Genomic DNA, 16,553 nt, shown 5'->3' with positions numbered 1-16,553 from the left:
ATTAATTATCATTCACCTTTCCTAACTTTTACTTCAAATAAAGTTGGGCTCAAACCATCTTTAATGTAATAAAGTCCGTCTTCTCTTAATTCCATATCAGGGAATACGTTGTATGGACTGCCATCATGCTCGGCAAACAGTTCTAGTGTTAATCCTGCATTTATCAAGGATTGAATAACTTCACTTAAAGAATGATTCCAGCCGTATTCTTTAGAGATCATCTCAGATTTTTGGTCGGCATATGTGCCTGGATATTCTTCGTAGATAGCTTCATTTTGTGCATAATGATATTTTAAAGAAGGCTCTTCTTCTGTATAGTCTACCATCCATAATATAGGATGAAATTCCACTAAGTAAAAAACGCCTCCAGGTTTTAAACGTTCTGCAATCATTTGTGCCCATGGTTTTAAATCGGGCAACCAGCCTATAGTTCCATAACTAGCAAATACTATGTCAAATTGCTCTTTTACATATTGCGAGGTTTCTAATACATTACAACACACAAATTTAGCTGGCAGTTCTAGTTCGGCGCTCAGTTTTTTAGCCCTATCGACTGCCTTGTCAGATAGGTCCACAGCGGTTACTTGTGCACCTTTGTTGACCCAGCTTAAAGAGTCCTGGCCAAAATGACATTGCAGATGCAGTAAACTCTTGCCGGTTACATCTCCTAGAGCGTTTAATTCATAAGAGTTTAATGAGTTTCTCGCTTTCGCGAAAGCGTACTTATCATAAAAATCACTCTCATAATGAATCTCTGTCTTTTTATTCCAGGTTTCTTTATTGGTCTCAAATGCTTTCTGTAAATCCATGATAGCAATTTAGGAAAGTTTAAACAGTTAAAAAACAGCTACCGAGGTTGTTTTGTTTTACCTTTGAGCTGATAAGTTAAACAAATGAAACACATAGACCAACAAGAACTTAAAAGTTACGAGCGCATTTATAGAGGTAATCTTGTAAATAGTATTACTGGTTTTAAAAGCGCCAACTTGCTTGCGACGCGATCAAAAGATGGTGTGAATAATGTGGCTATTTTTAGCAGTGTAACACATCTAGGTAGCGATCCAGCCTTATTTAGTTTTGTCCAAAGACCGCTAGGTCATGGTGTGGGACATACCTATTATAATCTTAAAGAGACTGGTGAAATCACGCTTAATCATGTGAGTAGAACTCTTGTAGAACGTGCACATCAATCTAGTGCTAAGTATGATGCAAGTATTTCAGAATTTGAAGAATTAAACATAGAGCTGTCAGAAAGAGATGGTTTTAACGCTCCATTTGTAAAAGAATCTCCAGTTCAAATTGCTGCCGAGTATGTGAATGAATACCCTCTAGAAGAGAATAATTGCATTCTAGTAATTTGTAAAATCACAGATATCTTTTTTAAAGAAGAGATCCAGTCACAAGATGGATGGTTAGATCTAGGAAAAGCTGGTACAGTTACTATTAATGGATTAGATGGTTATGCCACAGCACAAGTAGATAAGAGACTTTCATACGCTCAGGTAGGTAAAAAATTAACGGAATTATAGTCCATGCGCAATCAACACAATTTACCTACTAAAACCTGTCCTGTCTGTAATCGTGATTTTACATGGCGCAAAAAATGGGAGAAGAATTGGGAGACAGTAAAATATTGCAGTAAAAAATGTAGCTCTAATAAGTGATTTGTTAATATGTCGATGATGTAAAAAATACATTGAGATAGAATTTAACTAAGCCGCCCTGCGAAGGCTTGACAGATAAGAAAGATTTGAATTCAAAATATTTCTTTTGAGTTTAAATTTAAGTTTAGATTTTAATTTATACCGTATGAATAATTTAGTTTGGTTTAGAAACGACTTAAGAGTACAAGATAATCAAAGTTTAAAAGCTGCTTGTGAGAATGATGGTGCCGTAATAGGCGTTTATTTCTTTGATCCTAATTTTTACGAGAACAGTAAATATGATCTAGATATAGAATTGCCATTTGGTAAGACAGGTAAGTATAGAGCGCAATTTATAAGAGAAGCCGTAGAAGATTTAAGAGTCAATTTAGATAAATACAATATTCCATTATTAGTTTTTCATGCTTCGCCTGCTCAGGTTATTCCAGATTTAATCGATAAACTCGATATTAAAAACATCTATTTACAAAAGGAATGGACTCGAGATGAATTGCAACAAGAAGAAGACCTAGGTAAAGCCATAGAAAAAGCAGGACTTAAAAATCAGGTAAAAGGACATCGTGTTTACGATCAATTTTTATTTCATCCAGAAGATGTACCTTTTGAGAGTTGGAATCAAATACCGCGTGTTTTTACTGAATTCCGCAAGAAGTGTGAGAAGCAATCTACGGTTAGAGAATTAGTCGGTATAGACGGTTATACTCAAGTAAAACCACAAATTGAAGAAACTCAAATACCTACTTTAAAAGACTTAGGACTAGAAGATTTTAAAAAAGACACTCGCAGTGCTTTTCCATGGCAAGGTGGCGAGACTGCTGCCTGGGAACGACTCGACCATTATTTCTGGCAAACTAAAAAACTTCAATACTATAAAAAGACTAGAAATGGACTTCTAGGTATAGATTACAGCAGCAAATTCAGTGCGTGGCTAGCGATAGGTTGTATATCTGCACGACAGATTTATCACGACGTACAACGATTTGAAAAAGAGATCAAAAAGAATCAAGATACCTACTGGTTAATCTTTGAATTGATATGGAGAGATTTTTTCAAGTTTGTATCCCTTAAACATGAAAGTCAGATTTTCATGTTAGGTGGTATTTTACAGAAGGAATATGAATGGAAATCTAGTTTACGAGAGCTGGATAAATGGATCAATGGTACTACACATGAGGCTTTTGTAAATGCAAATATGAAAGAGCTGTCCACAACAGGATGGATGAGTAATCGCGGTAGGCAAAATGTTGCCAGCTACTGGTCCATGCACAGAGAACAAGATTGGAGAATAGGAGCAGCCTACTTTGAGCACATTCTCATCGATTATGACGTGCATTCTAATTATGGCAACTGGATGTATAATAGCGGTGTAGGAAATGACCCTAGAAATAGAACATTTAATATCCAGTTGCAAGCCAGCCGTTATGATAGTGATGGAAAATTTCAACGACTGTGGTTGCAAGAAGGGTTATTTTAAAATTGAAAATTAGCAAGGGAATCTCATAAATTTTTGACTTTAAAAACAGATTAGTTAATAGACTTTTAATTTGACTATTTTTTTAATTCAGGTTTTGATTTAAGTTTAAAAACTTGGTATATACTAATGTAGTTCCATTTTGTGATGGCTTGACAATAAACTTAATAGATAAACTACCATGAAAACACTACGATTAATATTAGGAGATCAATTGAATCACCAGCACTCTTGGTTTCAAGAAGATCAAGAACACGTGATTTATTTCATGGCAGAGATGCGTCAGGAAACAGATTATGTAACGCACCATATTCAGAAAGTGGTTGCCTTTTTTATGGCGATGCGTGATTTTAATGAGTGGATTAATGATCGTGGTTGGCAAAGTGTTTATTATCAATTAGATCATAAAGACAATACTCAGGATTTAATAGAAAATCTAAATAAGCTTATTAAAGAACATAAGATTGAAAAATTTGAATACCTCGCACCAGATGAGTGGCGACTGGACCAGCAATTACGTGATTTTTGTAAATCCTTAGAAATAGAATGGCAGGGTTATGACAGCGAGCATTTTTTAACTAAAAGAAAAGATGTAGAAAAATTCTTTGAAGGGAAAAAGCGCTGGACTATGGAGTATTTCTATCGCGATATGCGCAAGAAATACGACATCATGATAGAAGGCGATAAAGAACCAGAAGGTGGTAAATGGAATTATGACCAGAGCAATCGTAAAAAATGGGACGAGAAAACTGCCATACCACATGAAAGAGGCTTTAGAAAAGAAGTAACTGAAATAACAGATTTACTGAAAAGAGAAGGTGTTAAAACTATAGGTCGCATCGATGCTAATAATTTCAATTGGCCTACAACTAGACAAGATGGGCTGGACGTTTTAAATTATTTTTGTGAGTATTTATTAGTTCATTTTGGAGATTTTCAAGATGCGATGCATACCGATCAAGATTACTTATTCCATTCTAGGTTGAGCTTTGCGATGAATTGTAAATTACTTTCTCCGCTAGAGGTAATTAAGACTGTTTTATCTCGCTTTCGCGAAAGCGGAACACCACAAATAGACATCTCACAAGTAGAAGGTTTTATCAGGCAAATTCTAGGCTGGCGAGAATACATGCGCGGTATGTACTGGAGTTACATGCCTGGATATCAAACTAAGAATAAATTAGAGAATAGAAATAAACTCCCAGAATTTTATTGGACAGGAGAGACTAAAATGAATTGTTTAAAACACTCTATTAATAATTCATTAGATAATGCCTATGCCCACCACATACAGCGATTAATGGTAACTGGTAATTATGCCTTGCTCACCATGACTGATCCTAGTTATGTGGATGAGTGGTATCTAGGAATCTACATTGACGCCATAGAATGGGTAGAGATTACTAACACGAGAGGTATGTCACAATGGGCAGACGGTGGACTGGTTGCCACTAAACCTTATGTAAGTAGCGGTAGTTATATCAATAAAATGAGTAACTATTGTAAAGGTTGTGCTTATAAGGTTTCTAAAAAGAAGGGCGAAGAAGATGCTTGTCCTTTTAATTCTCTTTATTGGAATTTTCTTGAAGAGAAAAAAGAACATTTTAAAGGCAATCAACGTATGAATATGATGATGGCTTTACTTAAAAAAATGGATCCAGAGTTGTTGGAGAAACACCAGTCACGTGCTAAAGATGTGATTGCTCATCCAGAGAGGTATTAAGGTGTATTATTATGCTTTTTATATAAAAACGATGTTTATAGGTGTATAAGTGTCGTTATTTTATGAATAACTTACGATAATCTGTTAAACTATGGTGAATTGCTATTTTGTTAACAAAGGTAAGCTCAGACTATTCCTACATTTGTATCGAACCAATAAAAAAGAAATATTATGAGAAGTATACTTTGGCTAGTAGCAGTAATTTGTGTAATCATTTGGGTACTAGGTCTAGTAGGCATAGGCGGCGGAATGGGAGAGAGTGGATTAATTCACATTTTACTTGTAATTGCTGTAATCGTCGTACTAATAAATATTATTTCAGGTAGAAAGCCTCTATAATAACAACTTAAATTAACCTAACTAAACTAAATTATTATGATCAAGAAATTTGTAGTTATCGCAATAGCAGCAATGTTCACTTTAGGAACGGTAAGCTGTAGAGAAGAAAAAACACTAGGGGACAAGGTAGAAGATGTCGCTGATGATATAGAAGATGCAGTAGATTAATTTTCTACCGCTATAAATTTAAAAACCGCTCTGTAAAGAGCGGTTTTTTTATGCAATAAATCTATTCACTATTTTAAACTAGATAAATATGGCTGTTATCTATCTAGTATCTAGTTAAAATTACTCTACTTCAAAAGTAAAAGCAACCTCAACGTCTGACTCACCACCTGCACCAGATAAAGTGTTGTCATTAGGTTTTGTAGGCTCGTGACGTAATACTACATTAAGTACACCAGTACCTATAGCTCCAGTTTGGAATGTAGTCTGTACACCTAATGGGTTACCGTTAGAATCTACATCTATTTTTGCAATACTAACATCGCTAAGAGTAGAGATATAAAAAACCTCGTGCTCATCTGCTTCTTCAATAACCTCTTCAGTAATATTTTCTGAAGGCGCTATAGATTCATTAAGAAAACGCACCGTACCATCATAAGTAGCATTTGCATTTACAGCACCAGTAATAGTAATTACAGGAGCGTTAGGTCCATCACCATCACTATCTACTGATTTAAATAAAGCAACGTTAGTAGCATCTGCTTGGTTAGTAAGTTCTAGTTCTACAGTTGTGATAAGCTCTTCTTCATTGATAATTGTTACATCATCATCGTCAGAACATGATGCGATAGAAAGTAACGCTACTGCGGCTAGAATTTGGATTGAATTTTTCATTGTTTTCATTGTTTTTAATTTAAAAGTTATAAAGGATTTGTAATTGAATATCTCTACCCACATCGTCTGCATAAAAACGCTGTCGGTTTAAATAATTTCTGTATTTTGTATTGAATAGGTTGTTTACGGTTAGATTTATTTTGGTATTCGCTTTCGCGAAAGCGTAACTTAAACCAGCATTCCATAAATTATAAGAATCTGGTGTGCTAGAAATATCTACGGTAGAGGTGATTAATTCCCCTTGATCATTAGGAATACTCACTTCGTAATTGTTATCAGGAAAACGATTTTGTTGAAACACCAACTGGTTAGAAAGCTTAAAATCTAGGTTTTTTACTAACGCATCGTGCCATGTCAATTGATTTTGCCATTGTGCAGGCGGCATGTCTATAAGTGGCACATCGCTATTAGAGTCTGTACCATGTATGTAAGAGAAGTTAGTATTGAAACTAATTAATTTTACCGCATTATAAACAAGTTCGTTAGAAGTTGTATTCATTTCTGTAGACCTTTTTTTAATCCAGAAATCATAGGTCGCACTAGCATCTATACCATAAAGTCTTGCGTCTATCTGTTCATATTGATACACAGGGAATGCGCCACGTGTGGTAGTTTCTAGCCCTGTAGGTACGAGTTGTACATAGTCATTTATTAGGTTGATGTATGGATTAATTTCAAAGTCTAGTTTACCTACATTACCGTGAAGAGTGGTATTGATTTTAAAGGATTGTTCTTTCTTTAAATCCAGTCTACCTAATTCTATGGTTGCAAGGGCATGATGCAATCCATCGCTGAATAATTCACTAGGGTTAGGAGCACGGTTTGCGGTACTCAAATTAATAGCAAGATCATAATGATCATCAAATAAATACTTTGCACCTGCTGTAAATGCAAATAGGTTATAATCAAATTGAGGGTTAGTAAGGATTTGATTTCCTTGTTCATTTACTTCAAATTCAGGAAATTGTTGATCGTAGCCTAAGTCTTCCCAACGGCTTTGCAGGTAAAACTTATCGGCATCTATTTTATAATAATCGTAACGTAATCCAGCATCTAGAATCCAATTTTCTGAAGGTAAATGAGTAACGCTAGCAAATGCTCCTGCTTTATTTGCATTGTAATCTGGGATTAATCTTCTTACTCCTGTAGAAGAATCAGGACTATTTACTTGATTCATGTAATTTATGCCTACCTCATAGGTGGTCTTTTCAAATCGATCAATTAATCCATAAAGACTTACATTTTGAGTCTGTAGATCTATATCTAAAGATGCACGACCTGCGTTATCACCACGTCTTATATCAAATTCCTTACGATTGTTAAATTGAAACGAATAGTCTAAACTCAATTTACCTAAACCAGTAAACCTTTTATAAGCATTAAGTTGAATACCGTGATGAGCAACCTCTTGTTTAGGTACATCTATATCATGGGTGAAATCATTAATAACTGTAGGCTCTCCAGAGTTAATGCTACGTACTAGATCACTTGCATTACCTATATGAGAGGCTCTTAATATTCCTATTTCTGTGTTGTAAAAAGAGTATTTTAAACTAGCACCGTATTCAAATTTTTTAAAACCTAAAGCTAGATTTGCTGCTGCTGTCTCACTACCAGTATTACTAAGTACGTAATTAGGCGCGTCATAATCACCAAGTTTTTTATAAGTTAGGGTTGCTTGCTGGTACCATCCAGACTGTCTATAATTATTAACTGTAGTGGTTGCAGTACCGCCGCGACCATTAGTCTGACCTTGTAAAATTACATGACCATTCAAAGTATCTTTTGATATAATGCGGCTAGGCTCTATAAGAATAGTACCGCCTATGGCATCACCACCATATCGCAAGGCACTAGCTCCTTTTATCACTTGAATACTACTGGCGGTATTCACGTCTATATTAGGTGCGTGCTCGATGCCCCATTCTTGATCTTGCTGTCGCAAGCCATCGTTAACAATAGCAACACGACTACCATAAAGTCCATGAACTATAGGTTTTACAACGCTGTTACCAGTTTTTAAAGAGCTGACACCTGCAACAGTAGAAAGTGCATCGCCTAGGGTAGCACCACTATAGGTTTGTATCGTTTCCTTATTTATTCTGGTGCTAGATTGTGTACTAGCATGATTATCATGCACGTCTGCAATTACTTTTACTTGTTCCAGATCATTTACATGATGTTCTAGAGCAATGTTTAAAGTTTTGTTTGCAACTATTTCAATAGATACTTTCTTAATCTCACAATCAAAGTGAGATACGCTTAATTCATAAATACCTGGACATAAGTCTGGTATGAGGTAAGATCCATCACCTGTAGATGTATAGGTTTTTTGTAGTTGGACTACATAAATTTGTGCAAGTTCTAAAGGTTGTGAATCGTGAAAATCTACTATTTTTCCTTTGAGCACAAGATCACAATCTTGCGCATTTGTGTAACAAAAGCTTATAAATAAAGCCATTGCCACGAGTTGTTTCGTAAACATTAGGGGTATTTAAATTACTATTTTATGTAAGGACTTAGGTCCTTTTAAGATATTTAAATAGTAAAAGGCGGTGGCCTAGTGGTGTGGATGGTAGGCTGAGAGTCGGTTTTTGTAAACGCGATAGCTACAACTATCCTATCTGTAAAAGGAGTAATTTCTAAAACCTGAAAATCTATCTGAGACGATAGATCAAAAGATTGTGACTGAAAGTCATGAGCAACTATACAAATCGCACACTCCTGACTGTGGTCGTCATGAGAAAGTTCATGAACCACAGAAAGTTGCGCTACAGTAAAAAGTAGCAACAGCAAAGAGGCTATTATGGATTTATAATTAGTCAAGTGCCAAATGTAAACTATGTTATGTTAAAAAAAAATTAAGATTCAAAAAAAAGGCTGTCCGATAGGACAGCCTTTTTAATACTTTAAATTTATTAAGAATTAATCTTCAGAATAAAAATCTACAGAACTGGCACCTGCAAGTGTATTGTTTACCGTAGGTGCAATATTACCACCTGCAGTTACATTACTAAATCCTAGTACACGTCCACCACCGTTTGCAATTTCTGCAATAAGAACAGTATTTGTGTTAGTGTCATAAGTTACATCTATAGGGTTACCCATGAATGTGGCAGCACCGGCAACTCTAGTCTGAATTCCTGCGATAGCAAGGGTACCACCATCTGCAACAGCTCCTATAGAAGAAGTTGCGTTACTTATGATATGGAAACCACCATCAGTATCAAAGTCAGTACCAGTCGCAGCACCTATATCCGTCATGATTAATAAGTTGTCTTCTGCATCATAAGCGATACCGTGAGTTCTTACTATACCTTCTATTGTAATCGTTTTAGTTGCGGCTAGTGCTCCATTAGAAGAATTACTCAAGAAGTTATTGAATATAGCAAGATCTCCAGAAGAATCCACTACTGCATAAAGATCGTTACCTACAAATTCTACACCCCATACTGGAAAGCTTATGTCGAATTGGTTAGTTAGTTGCAGGCCGCTTGCAGTTCTAGTGTAAACATAAAATACATTGTTAGAATTATCTGCAACAACTATAGAGTTACCGCTTACAGCTAATGCTCTTGGGCTTGCAAAATCAACTGATCCACTCGTACCAACTACTGCAGAAACTCCACCAGTTAAAAATGATTCTACATTTACAAAGGCATTAAGATTATTTGAAGATCTAGAGGCAACAAATAATTCATCAGTAGAACCGTCGTACTGGATACCTTCATTAGAAGTAGAAGTAGTTGTTAAAGTAGTTGTAGAAACGCTGTTGTTTTCACTGAAGTCATAAATGGTAATGTCTCCATTGTTTACACTAGTGGCGTATAATTCTGCTCTGTCAGCTCTTTCTTCATTGATGTTATCGTCATCATCACATGATGTAAAGAAAAGTGAACCGGCGATTAAGCAAATTGATAAAATTTTAGTTTTCATAGTTAATAGTTTTAATATTTCTATGTATTTACGTAATTCTAACAACCTTGGTTTTTAATAATTCTAAAACCGTATAATTTTAATTCTTTTTAGGGTGCAAACTATTGAAAATGGATGTTCTATGAACTCATTTTAAAAGTATAAAGAGGATGGATATTATGATTTATTCTTATAAAAAGAAGTTCCAAACTAAACCAAAACGTATCGTAAAGTCGCGATATGGATTGCGCGGTGCGCTAAAATAATCGGTATTACTTGCAAAAAGTTGATTAGCATGTTCTAGTTTAAAGAAGATTCTAGTCTGTCTTATTTTAGCATTGACAAATAAATCTACCATAGGAAAACCACCTAGCTCATCAGTGTTTTGACTGTAGAATTCACCTAATACAGGATCATAACCATCCATGTAGTATTTAGTAAAATATTTTGCTGTGATACCGGTTTGAAGTAATAGAGCATTTTTAAACAATCTGTTTTTGTAATAAAAAGTACTGCGAGCTGTAAAATCTGGTACGTTAATTACATCGTCAGTTTGTGTCACGTTTTGGTACATGATGGTATTATCAAGTCCAAATTTTCTTAAAAACTTAATGTCTTTATTTACTTTAATTTTTAAATAGGTGATATCTCCGGTAGTTTGAATAGGCGTTGCATTATATCCAGTTGTATTACCATCGGTATCAACCACGAGATTTTGAGAGAAATAAACATGATCTTGTAAGGTGGTGAAAGTTACTTGGGCATTTAAAAACTTTTCAGAGTTGATGCGGAAGTTAAACTCTTGTTTCTCTGTGTTATTAAAGTTGTTTTGCCAGTTGTAATTGATGTAGTCACTTTGGTGAAGTGTGTAAATAAAATCAGGAGCTCTGGAGCTTATCGCAATTCCAGCTTTTACATCAAAATCTTTAAATTTATAAGAGGCCTGACTGTTTATAAACTGTCCGTCTAGGTCACCAGTTATATTTACACCACCGTTTGCTGTAATATCAAATTTACCGACGCGCTTTGCAAATTCTGCTTTAAATTGATAAAGTTCACCTATCAGTCTATTATTAATAACGCCGCTAGCTTGATTAATTAATCGGTCATACCCATAATTGTATTTATGTCTAGCTACACCAGCTTTGTAGTAACCTAATAAATGGTGTTCATAAGATGCACCAGCTTCTATCATACCTTCTTCTAGATTGGTTTTATCTTCTAGATTAGTAGAAATATAGGATTCTCCTAAAAAGTCTTCATCGGCAGTGTCTTGAGAATACCTATAGAATTTATCTTCATAGTAGGCCTTGTTGTAAATACGACCGCTATAATAAGAAGTACTGTCTTTGTCGCCTATTAATTCATAATCATGGTCTATATAGAAACGTTTACCATCTAGGGTGCTTTCTGCATCAGTTAAATTAGGTTCTAGACGACCTCGATTACTTAAATCTTCTGTATCATCTATAAAACCTTGAAGTGATGCTGCTTCTAGACCGCCATTTTCTTCATTAAAATGATCTTGAAATACGGTATGAACTCTTAATCTATAACGTTTGTTCTTAGATGTGTAATTAGATGTGAATTTAAAATTGCCAGAGCTAGTTAAGGTGTTTATGTAATCTCCTGCGCTACGTACTCCTTTGTAACTTATAGAAAAATTAAATTGAGGTGATAAGTTTGAAGTAAAGAGAGCTTCTAGTTGCTGCCCTTGATTTACAACAGTTTTAAAGTATAAATCTGTTAGTGGAGTAGGGACGTAGTAGTCTAGTATGTCATCTATCTCATAATAATTTTGATGTCTGGCTTGTGACCCCATTCTAGGTGATAGTAGATCGAGATCAAAACTTTTACCTAATTGATTATAAGGTTGACCTACGTTATGAAAGGGAATGTATTCAAAATCATCTTTGCGAAAAAAATTAAATTTAAAATCCTTTGCCATGGTAAGCGTTGTATCTAGATGTGTAGTATCTCGCTTTTGAGTGATAATTAGATAATCAGTAATAGGTGGTTTTTCTCCTTTTACGCTGACCTCCTTCTCATTAGTAGGGTTGTTAAGGTTATCATATGTTCCTGTTCCATTTTGCTCAAAAATTTCTCTTTCTTGAGAAAAAAGAACTAATGGCATTAAAAACAATAAAAATAAAAGACGTTTCATAAAAAAGGGTACACTCTCAAGGTTCAAAAGTAACCATTTAAACGTTTTTAAACTCGTGCTATTATGTACTTTTGAAAATGCTTTTAAATCAAATACATAAAGGGATCATAGAATGTGGTACAGACGAGGCTGGTCGTGGGTGTCTTTCTGGTCCAGTAACCGCTGCTGCCGTAATATTACCGCAAGATTTTGAATCTGATCTTTTAGATGATAGTAAGAAGCTTTCGCGAAAGCGTAGGTATGAATTAAGAACATTAATAGAAGAGCAGGCTCTAGATTATCATGTATCCCATGTTATGATGGGTGAAATAGACCGTATTAATATTTTACAAGCTAGTATTCTTGCGATGCACCAGGCTATAGATGGGCTAAAGCTAAGGCCAGAACATATTGCTGTGGATGGTAATAAATTTAATCCTTATCCTGATATAAAGTCTACAACAGTTATAAAAGGTGATGGTAAGTATCTACATATCGCTGCGGCATCTATACTAGCCAAAACATATAGAGATGATTATATGGCTGCCATCGCACTAGAACATCCTGAATATGGTTGGGAACAAAATCAAGGCTATCCTACTAAGAAACATAGAGCTGCAATTAAAAAATACGGTGCTACGCCTTATCATCGTGTGAGTTTTAAATTACTGCCAGATTAATTCATATTAGTTACATAAGTTGTTCTTAAATATTTGGTTTAGAAGTAATTTCATTTTTATTTTTGTCTATCCAAATCAATTCTATGCGTCATTTTTTAGTCTTTATAATTATTATCTTAACAATTACCGGCTGTAAAGAAGATCAGGTTATTAATCATGATCTTATAAATCGCATTCCTACAGACTCTAAGGTTATTGTGCATACAGATAATCTTGAAGATTTAGATCAGTTTTTTAGTACGAGCCCATTGTATCAAGGTGTAGCTAATCTCTCACGTGTTAAAGAATTGAAAGCTGCAGCATCATTTTTAAAATACTACGATCTAGAAGACGACTCTCTAATAGCATTGAGTATGCAAGGTAAAAATGAAGTAGTGATTACACTTATCACGTCACCTATTGAGCAAGTTAATGACTCTACTAGTGTCACATCATTGATTAATTATAATAATGAAGAGATTATTAAAACACAAAAACCTGATGGGGCTTATTTTGCTATAAACCATAAGGGAATGCATCTGGCTAGTTCTTCTCAATTGGTGATAGAAAGTTTGATAAGAAGAAATGTAGATGATTATGTTTTTGACGATGGATTTAAGAAAATTTATAAAAGAACAAAAAGTGGTAATACCTTTTTTGTAAAGGCTACAGAAAAGAAATGGCTAGAACAATTTTTATTAGGCAAGAATATAAATGACAACGGTAATCATGCACAATGGTATCAACTAGAGGTGCAACCTAATGATGTTGCACTACAGTTAGATGGTGTGATCACCTATCGCGATAGTGTAAGAATGGATCACGATTTATATAATAATATTCAATCTACTGAAAATCGCATACAAGAAATTGTGCCAGTAAGTTTGCGTAGTGTAAAGTCAGTTACTTATAAGAAGCCATCGCAGTTAGTTGATAATCTGAGAAGGTTTCATAGCAACGATGTAAAAGTAGGCAGCCAGCTCATGGAGATTCTAGATAATACTCAAGAAATGAGTGAAGTTTATCTAGAAAAAACTAATGCTCTGGTATTTACTTTAAAACCATATGAGGCCATCTTTATGAATCTAGATAGTCTTTCTACAGCAAAGTTTACTTACAGAGATCAAGTAGTTTATGAACTGACTAACCCTGTGAAAACTGCTGCGATACAACCGCTTGTAATGGCTAGAGAATATAAATATGTCACGGTTATAGAAGAGCACCTTATCTTTTCTAACAGCTCCACAACACCTGAAGAGTTTATATCTAACTTTCAGAATAAAACTGTCCTTTCAGAGCAATCATGGTGGGAAAACACGAGCGAATATTTAAGTTCTAGCAGTAGTCTGCTCAAGATAACTAGTCTCAAGGAATTTAAGAATATCGCATCAAAGAGCAGTAAGAATGATCTTAAAGTCATTGAGAAGTTAAATGAAGATGATTATCCACTAATGGTAAGTCAGTATGTTCATGAAGACGAGTACGCTCATTATCATATGCTTATTCCTATTGTAAATTCTAATGATGTAGAGCAACAGGTAAGTCAGGTAGGTACTTATAAATCACCTAAGAAGATTGTGGCTGGTCCATTCTTGTTTCCTAATCATTTAAATAAGAAGCATGATGTAGCGTTTCAAGATGAAGATTTTACCTTGCATTTGTTATCAGATACAGGAGTAAAATGGTGGAGTAAAAAGTTAGATGGTCTTATTCTAGGAAATATAGAAGTGACAGATGCTTATAAGAATGGTCGTAAACAGATGGTGTTTGCAACCGGTAGTTCAGTTTATTTTCTAGATAGAAATGGTAAAGATGTTAATGCATATCCTAAAAGATTTAAAGATGCTATTACGCAACCTTTAAGTGTATTTGATTATGATAATAAAAGAGATTATCGATTTTTAGTTACACAAGGAGAAGAGCTGGTAATGCTAGATCGAGATGGTAAAATGGTAACTGGTTTTAAGTATAAAAAAGATGCTGCTATAAAAACTCAACCTAAACATATACGTGTAGGGAAGAAGGATTATATAACCTTTGCCAAAGCTGATAACTCAATAGCTTTATTAAACAGGACAGGTGGAGTGCGTACAAAGGTTAAAGAAAAAGTGAAGCTAACTTCTCAAATATTCTTGTATAGAAACAAAGCTATTGCCCTAACAGAGAGCGGTAAATTAATGGAGTTAGATCCTGTTAAAGGGACTCTCAAGTATACAGGTTCTTATCATAAAGACGCTGGGCTAGATGCTACGAGTTCTATTAAATTGATACAGGATAATAATAATATTACCATTAATAATAAAAAAATAACGCTGCCATACGGTACGTATCTGGCAGCACAAGTAGAACACTTATCTAGCGGTGATTTTATCCACGTGGTAGAAACTGGAGAGCATAGAGTGTATGTTTTAAATAAAGATGGTGAGGTGTTATCTTCATTGCCAGTGTACGGGAAATCACAAAGTGATGTTGCACAGTCTAAAAATAGATATTTGTCTACTCTAGATGGAGATGATGTCATTATCTATAAATGGTAAATTAAATAGGGTTATTCCTTGGTTAGGGAAAATGTTATCTCAAACTCATCAATAATTTCTTGTATGCATTTTTCTGATGCGCTAAAAAGAGCATCGTCTTTATAAGACCTTATTTTATCTCTATAATCCGCAAATTGATCAGTGCCATAAATATTTGAAATTTGAGGATGTACGTAATACTGTTTGCACACAGCTCTCGTGTTTCCTAATGCCGCAGCTGCCGCGTCATAACCTTTTAAAATGTTTTTATCGCATTCTTTTTCAGACTTTGGTTGGGGTAATTCTATTATTTTTTCAAAGAACTCTCTAGTTGCTCCCCATGTTCTAAAATCTTTTGCGCTGAATATTTCTCCAGCTATTTCATGCATATAATCGTTAATCATACCACTGTCTATAGCGTGGTGTTTACCGTTTGTGTCATAATACTTAAAAAGTTCCCATCCAGGAATCTCTTCACACTGGTGGATAAATTCTATTAACTCTGGGTTTTCTATCGTTGTATTTTGTTGAACACCTTTTTTACCGGTAAAAGAAAATAGAATTTTGCCATTCTCTTCATCTACATGCTTGGTTCTCAAAGTAGAAAGTCCGTAAGTTTTGTTTTTATCTGCATAGTATTGGTTACCTACCCTTATGTAGGTTAAATCCATGATAGATAGCACTAGAGCTAGGCATTTCTCCCTAGGCATCCCTTTTAGGTCTAGGTCTTTTTGTAATCTTTTTCTTATTTTGGGTAACGCTTTCGCGAAAGCGGACATTTTAAAAAACTTAGTCTGATTACGTAGCAAAGTCCATATGTTATGATATAAATAGACTTTTCTACCCTTATCATCTCTACCAACCACTTGTAAATGACCATTAGGAATTTTACTGATGCGTACCTCTTGCCATGCTGGTGGTATGACAAGTGATTTTATTCTTTTTAATTGCTTTGCGTCACTTAATCTTTCTTTGTTATCTATTAAATAGGTGAAGCCTTTTCCATGCTTTTTACGATGTATGGAAAGATGTTGGTCTTGAATATAAACTAGGTCTGCTAGATGTGCAGCTGCCTCTGGTTGAGTAAGGCATTCTTTTATTTGCTTTGAGGTCAGTGTCATACTCAAATTTAATTAAGAACTCTTTTTGTCTGACCTAATAAATAGGTAATTGGCTATAATTTAAGTTCTATGTTTATTAACTAAAGATATTTTAAAGGTTAAAGTTCAACATATCTTGTTTTTAATATAAAATTACCTATAAAGGCAGCAATTAAAAAGTTA

General features: G+C 34.7%; 15 protein-coding genes. 8 read left to right on the top strand and 7 right to left on the bottom strand.

Features of this window, described 5'->3' with window-relative positions:
* Positions 1-8: 8 nt before the first annotated feature.
* Positions 9-809: a class I SAM-dependent methyltransferase gene (locus LY01_RS09335; protein ID WP_104515567.1), complete on the bottom strand. Its 801-nt coding sequence runs from the start codon at positions 807-809 to the stop codon at positions 9-11.
* Positions 810-893: 84 nt separating this feature from the next.
* Here LY01_RS09335 and LY01_RS09330 point away from each other — a divergent pair, with 84 nt between their 5' ends.
* The 6 genes from LY01_RS09330 (at position 894) to LY01_RS15345 (ending at position 5,365) form a co-directional block, all read left to right on the top strand.
* On the top strand, positions 894-1,529 hold the full coding sequence (locus LY01_RS09330) for a flavin reductase family protein (protein WP_104515566.1): 636 nt from the start codon (positions 894-896) through the stop codon (positions 1,527-1,529).
* Positions 1,530-1,532: 3 nt separating this feature from the next.
* Positions 1,533-1,664 (top strand): DUF2256 domain-containing protein, encoded by a 132-nt coding sequence (locus LY01_RS09325; protein WP_104515565.1) that lies wholly within the window; start codon positions 1,533-1,535, stop codon positions 1,662-1,664.
* A 145-nt stretch (positions 1,665-1,809) separates the two neighbouring features.
* The gene (locus LY01_RS09320) at positions 1,810-3,138 is read left to right on the top strand and encodes a DASH family cryptochrome (protein ID WP_104515623.1); all 1,329 of its coding nucleotides are present in this window, start codon (positions 1,810-1,812) and stop codon (positions 3,136-3,138) included.
* Between the two features lie 178 nt (positions 3,139-3,316).
* Positions 3,317-4,858, top strand: coding sequence for a cryptochrome/photolyase family protein (locus LY01_RS09315; RefSeq protein ID WP_104515564.1), 1,542 nt, complete (start codon positions 3,317-3,319; stop codon positions 4,856-4,858).
* A gap of 171 nt (positions 4,859-5,029) precedes the next feature.
* The gene (locus LY01_RS09310; protein ID WP_104515563.1) at positions 5,030-5,197 is read left to right on the top strand and encodes a lmo0937 family membrane protein; all 168 of its coding nucleotides are present in this window, start codon (positions 5,030-5,032) and stop codon (positions 5,195-5,197) included.
* Between the two features lie 36 nt (positions 5,198-5,233).
* Entirely contained in the window at positions 5,234-5,365 is a 132-nt protein-coding gene (locus tag LY01_RS15345; protein ID WP_262497513.1) for a hypothetical protein, read from the top strand.
* Between the two features lie 120 nt (positions 5,366-5,485).
* On the opposite strand, the gene LY01_RS09305 is transcribed toward LY01_RS15345, so the two are convergent.
* The 5 genes from LY01_RS09305 to LY01_RS09285 all read right to left on the bottom strand — a co-directional run bounded on the left by LY01_RS09305 (position 5,486) and on the right by LY01_RS09285 (position 12,116).
* The gene (locus LY01_RS09305) at positions 5,486-6,037 is read right to left on the bottom strand and encodes a type 1 periplasmic binding fold superfamily protein (RefSeq protein ID WP_245890678.1); all 552 of its coding nucleotides are present in this window, start codon (positions 6,035-6,037) and stop codon (positions 5,486-5,488) included.
* Between the two features lie 19 nt (positions 6,038-6,056).
* Positions 6,057-8,522: a TonB-dependent receptor gene (locus LY01_RS09300; protein WP_104515561.1), complete on the bottom strand. Its 2,466-nt coding sequence runs from the start codon at positions 8,520-8,522 to the stop codon at positions 6,057-6,059.
* Between the two features lie 53 nt (positions 8,523-8,575).
* Positions 8,576-8,863, bottom strand: coding sequence for a hypothetical protein (locus tag LY01_RS09295; protein WP_146080406.1), 288 nt, complete (start codon positions 8,861-8,863; stop codon positions 8,576-8,578).
* A gap of 99 nt (positions 8,864-8,962) precedes the next feature.
* A complete protein-coding gene (locus LY01_RS09290) occupies positions 8,963-9,973 on the bottom strand; it encodes a hypothetical protein (protein WP_104515622.1) in 1,011 nt (336 codons plus the stop codon).
* Between the two features lie 169 nt (positions 9,974-10,142).
* Positions 10,143-12,116, bottom strand: a complete 1,974-nt coding sequence (locus LY01_RS09285; protein WP_104515559.1) for a putative porin — start codon at positions 12,114-12,116, stop codon at positions 10,143-10,145.
* Positions 12,117-12,193: 77 nt separating this feature from the next.
* On the opposite strand from LY01_RS09285, the gene LY01_RS09280 reads away from it, so the two are divergent.
* Together LY01_RS09280 and LY01_RS09275 are read left to right on the top strand one after the other, a co-directional pair.
* Entirely contained in the window at positions 12,194-12,775 is a 582-nt protein-coding gene (locus LY01_RS09280) for a ribonuclease HII (RefSeq protein ID WP_104515558.1), read from the top strand.
* Between the two features lie 83 nt (positions 12,776-12,858).
* Positions 12,859-15,291 (top strand): hypothetical protein, encoded by a 2,433-nt coding sequence (locus LY01_RS09275; RefSeq protein WP_104515557.1) that lies wholly within the window; start codon positions 12,859-12,861, stop codon positions 15,289-15,291.
* An 11-nt stretch (positions 15,292-15,302) separates the two neighbouring features.
* On the opposite strand, the gene LY01_RS09270 is transcribed toward LY01_RS09275, so the two are convergent.
* Complete coding sequence (locus tag LY01_RS09270) at positions 15,303-16,391, bottom strand: DNA topoisomerase IB (RefSeq protein WP_104515556.1); 1,089 nt, start codon at positions 16,389-16,391, stop codon at positions 15,303-15,305.
* Positions 16,392-16,553: the final 162 nt, after the last annotated feature.

The sequence above is a fragment of the Nonlabens xylanidelens genome (assembly GCF_002934445.1).
GTDB classification, from domain to species: domain Bacteria; phylum Bacteroidota; class Bacteroidia; order Flavobacteriales; family Flavobacteriaceae; genus Nonlabens; species Nonlabens xylanidelens.
Note: the sequence above shows the minus strand (reverse complement) of the source record. Positions and strands in the feature narration are given on the sequence as shown.

Excerpts from the sequence above, each read along its gene's own strand:
- LY01_RS09335 (WP_104515567.1), bottom strand. The coding sequence starts at position 809 with ATGGATTTACAGAAAGCATTTGAGACCAATAAAGAAACCTGGAATAAA.
- LY01_RS09330 (WP_104515566.1), top strand. The coding sequence starts at position 894 with ATGAAACACATAGACCAACAAGAACTTAAAAGTTACGAGCGCATTTAT.
- LY01_RS09325 (WP_104515565.1), top strand. The coding sequence starts at position 1,533 with ATGCGCAATCAACACAATTTACCTACTAAAACCTGTCCTGTCTGTAAT.
- LY01_RS09320 (WP_104515623.1), top strand. The coding sequence starts at position 1,810 with ATGAATAATTTAGTTTGGTTTAGAAACGACTTAAGAGTACAAGATAAT.
- LY01_RS09315 (WP_104515564.1), top strand. The coding sequence starts at position 3,317 with ATGAAAACACTACGATTAATATTAGGAGATCAATTGAATCACCAGCAC.
- LY01_RS09310 (WP_104515563.1), top strand. The coding sequence starts at position 5,030 with ATGAGAAGTATACTTTGGCTAGTAGCAGTAATTTGTGTAATCATTTGG.
- LY01_RS15345 (WP_262497513.1), top strand. The coding sequence starts at position 5,234 with ATGATCAAGAAATTTGTAGTTATCGCAATAGCAGCAATGTTCACTTTA.
- LY01_RS09305 (WP_245890678.1), bottom strand. The coding sequence starts at position 6,037 with ATGAAAAATTCAATCCAAATTCTAGCCGCAGTAGCGTTACTTTCTATC.
- LY01_RS09300 (WP_104515561.1), bottom strand. The coding sequence starts at position 8,522 with ATGTTTACGAAACAACTCGTGGCAATGGCTTTATTTATAAGCTTTTGT.
- LY01_RS09290 (WP_104515622.1), bottom strand. The coding sequence starts at position 9,973 with ATGAAAACTAAAATTTTATCAATTTGCTTAATCGCCGGTTCACTTTTC.
- LY01_RS09285 (WP_104515559.1), bottom strand. The coding sequence starts at position 12,116 with ATGAAACGTCTTTTATTTTTATTGTTTTTAATGCCATTAGTTCTTTTT.
- LY01_RS09280 (WP_104515558.1), top strand. The coding sequence starts at position 12,194 with ATGCTTTTAAATCAAATACATAAAGGGATCATAGAATGTGGTACAGAC.
- LY01_RS09275 (WP_104515557.1), top strand. The coding sequence starts at position 12,859 with ATGCGTCATTTTTTAGTCTTTATAATTATTATCTTAACAATTACCGGC.
- LY01_RS09270 (WP_104515556.1), bottom strand. The coding sequence starts at position 16,391 with ATGACACTGACCTCAAAGCAAATAAAAGAATGCCTTACTCAACCAGAG.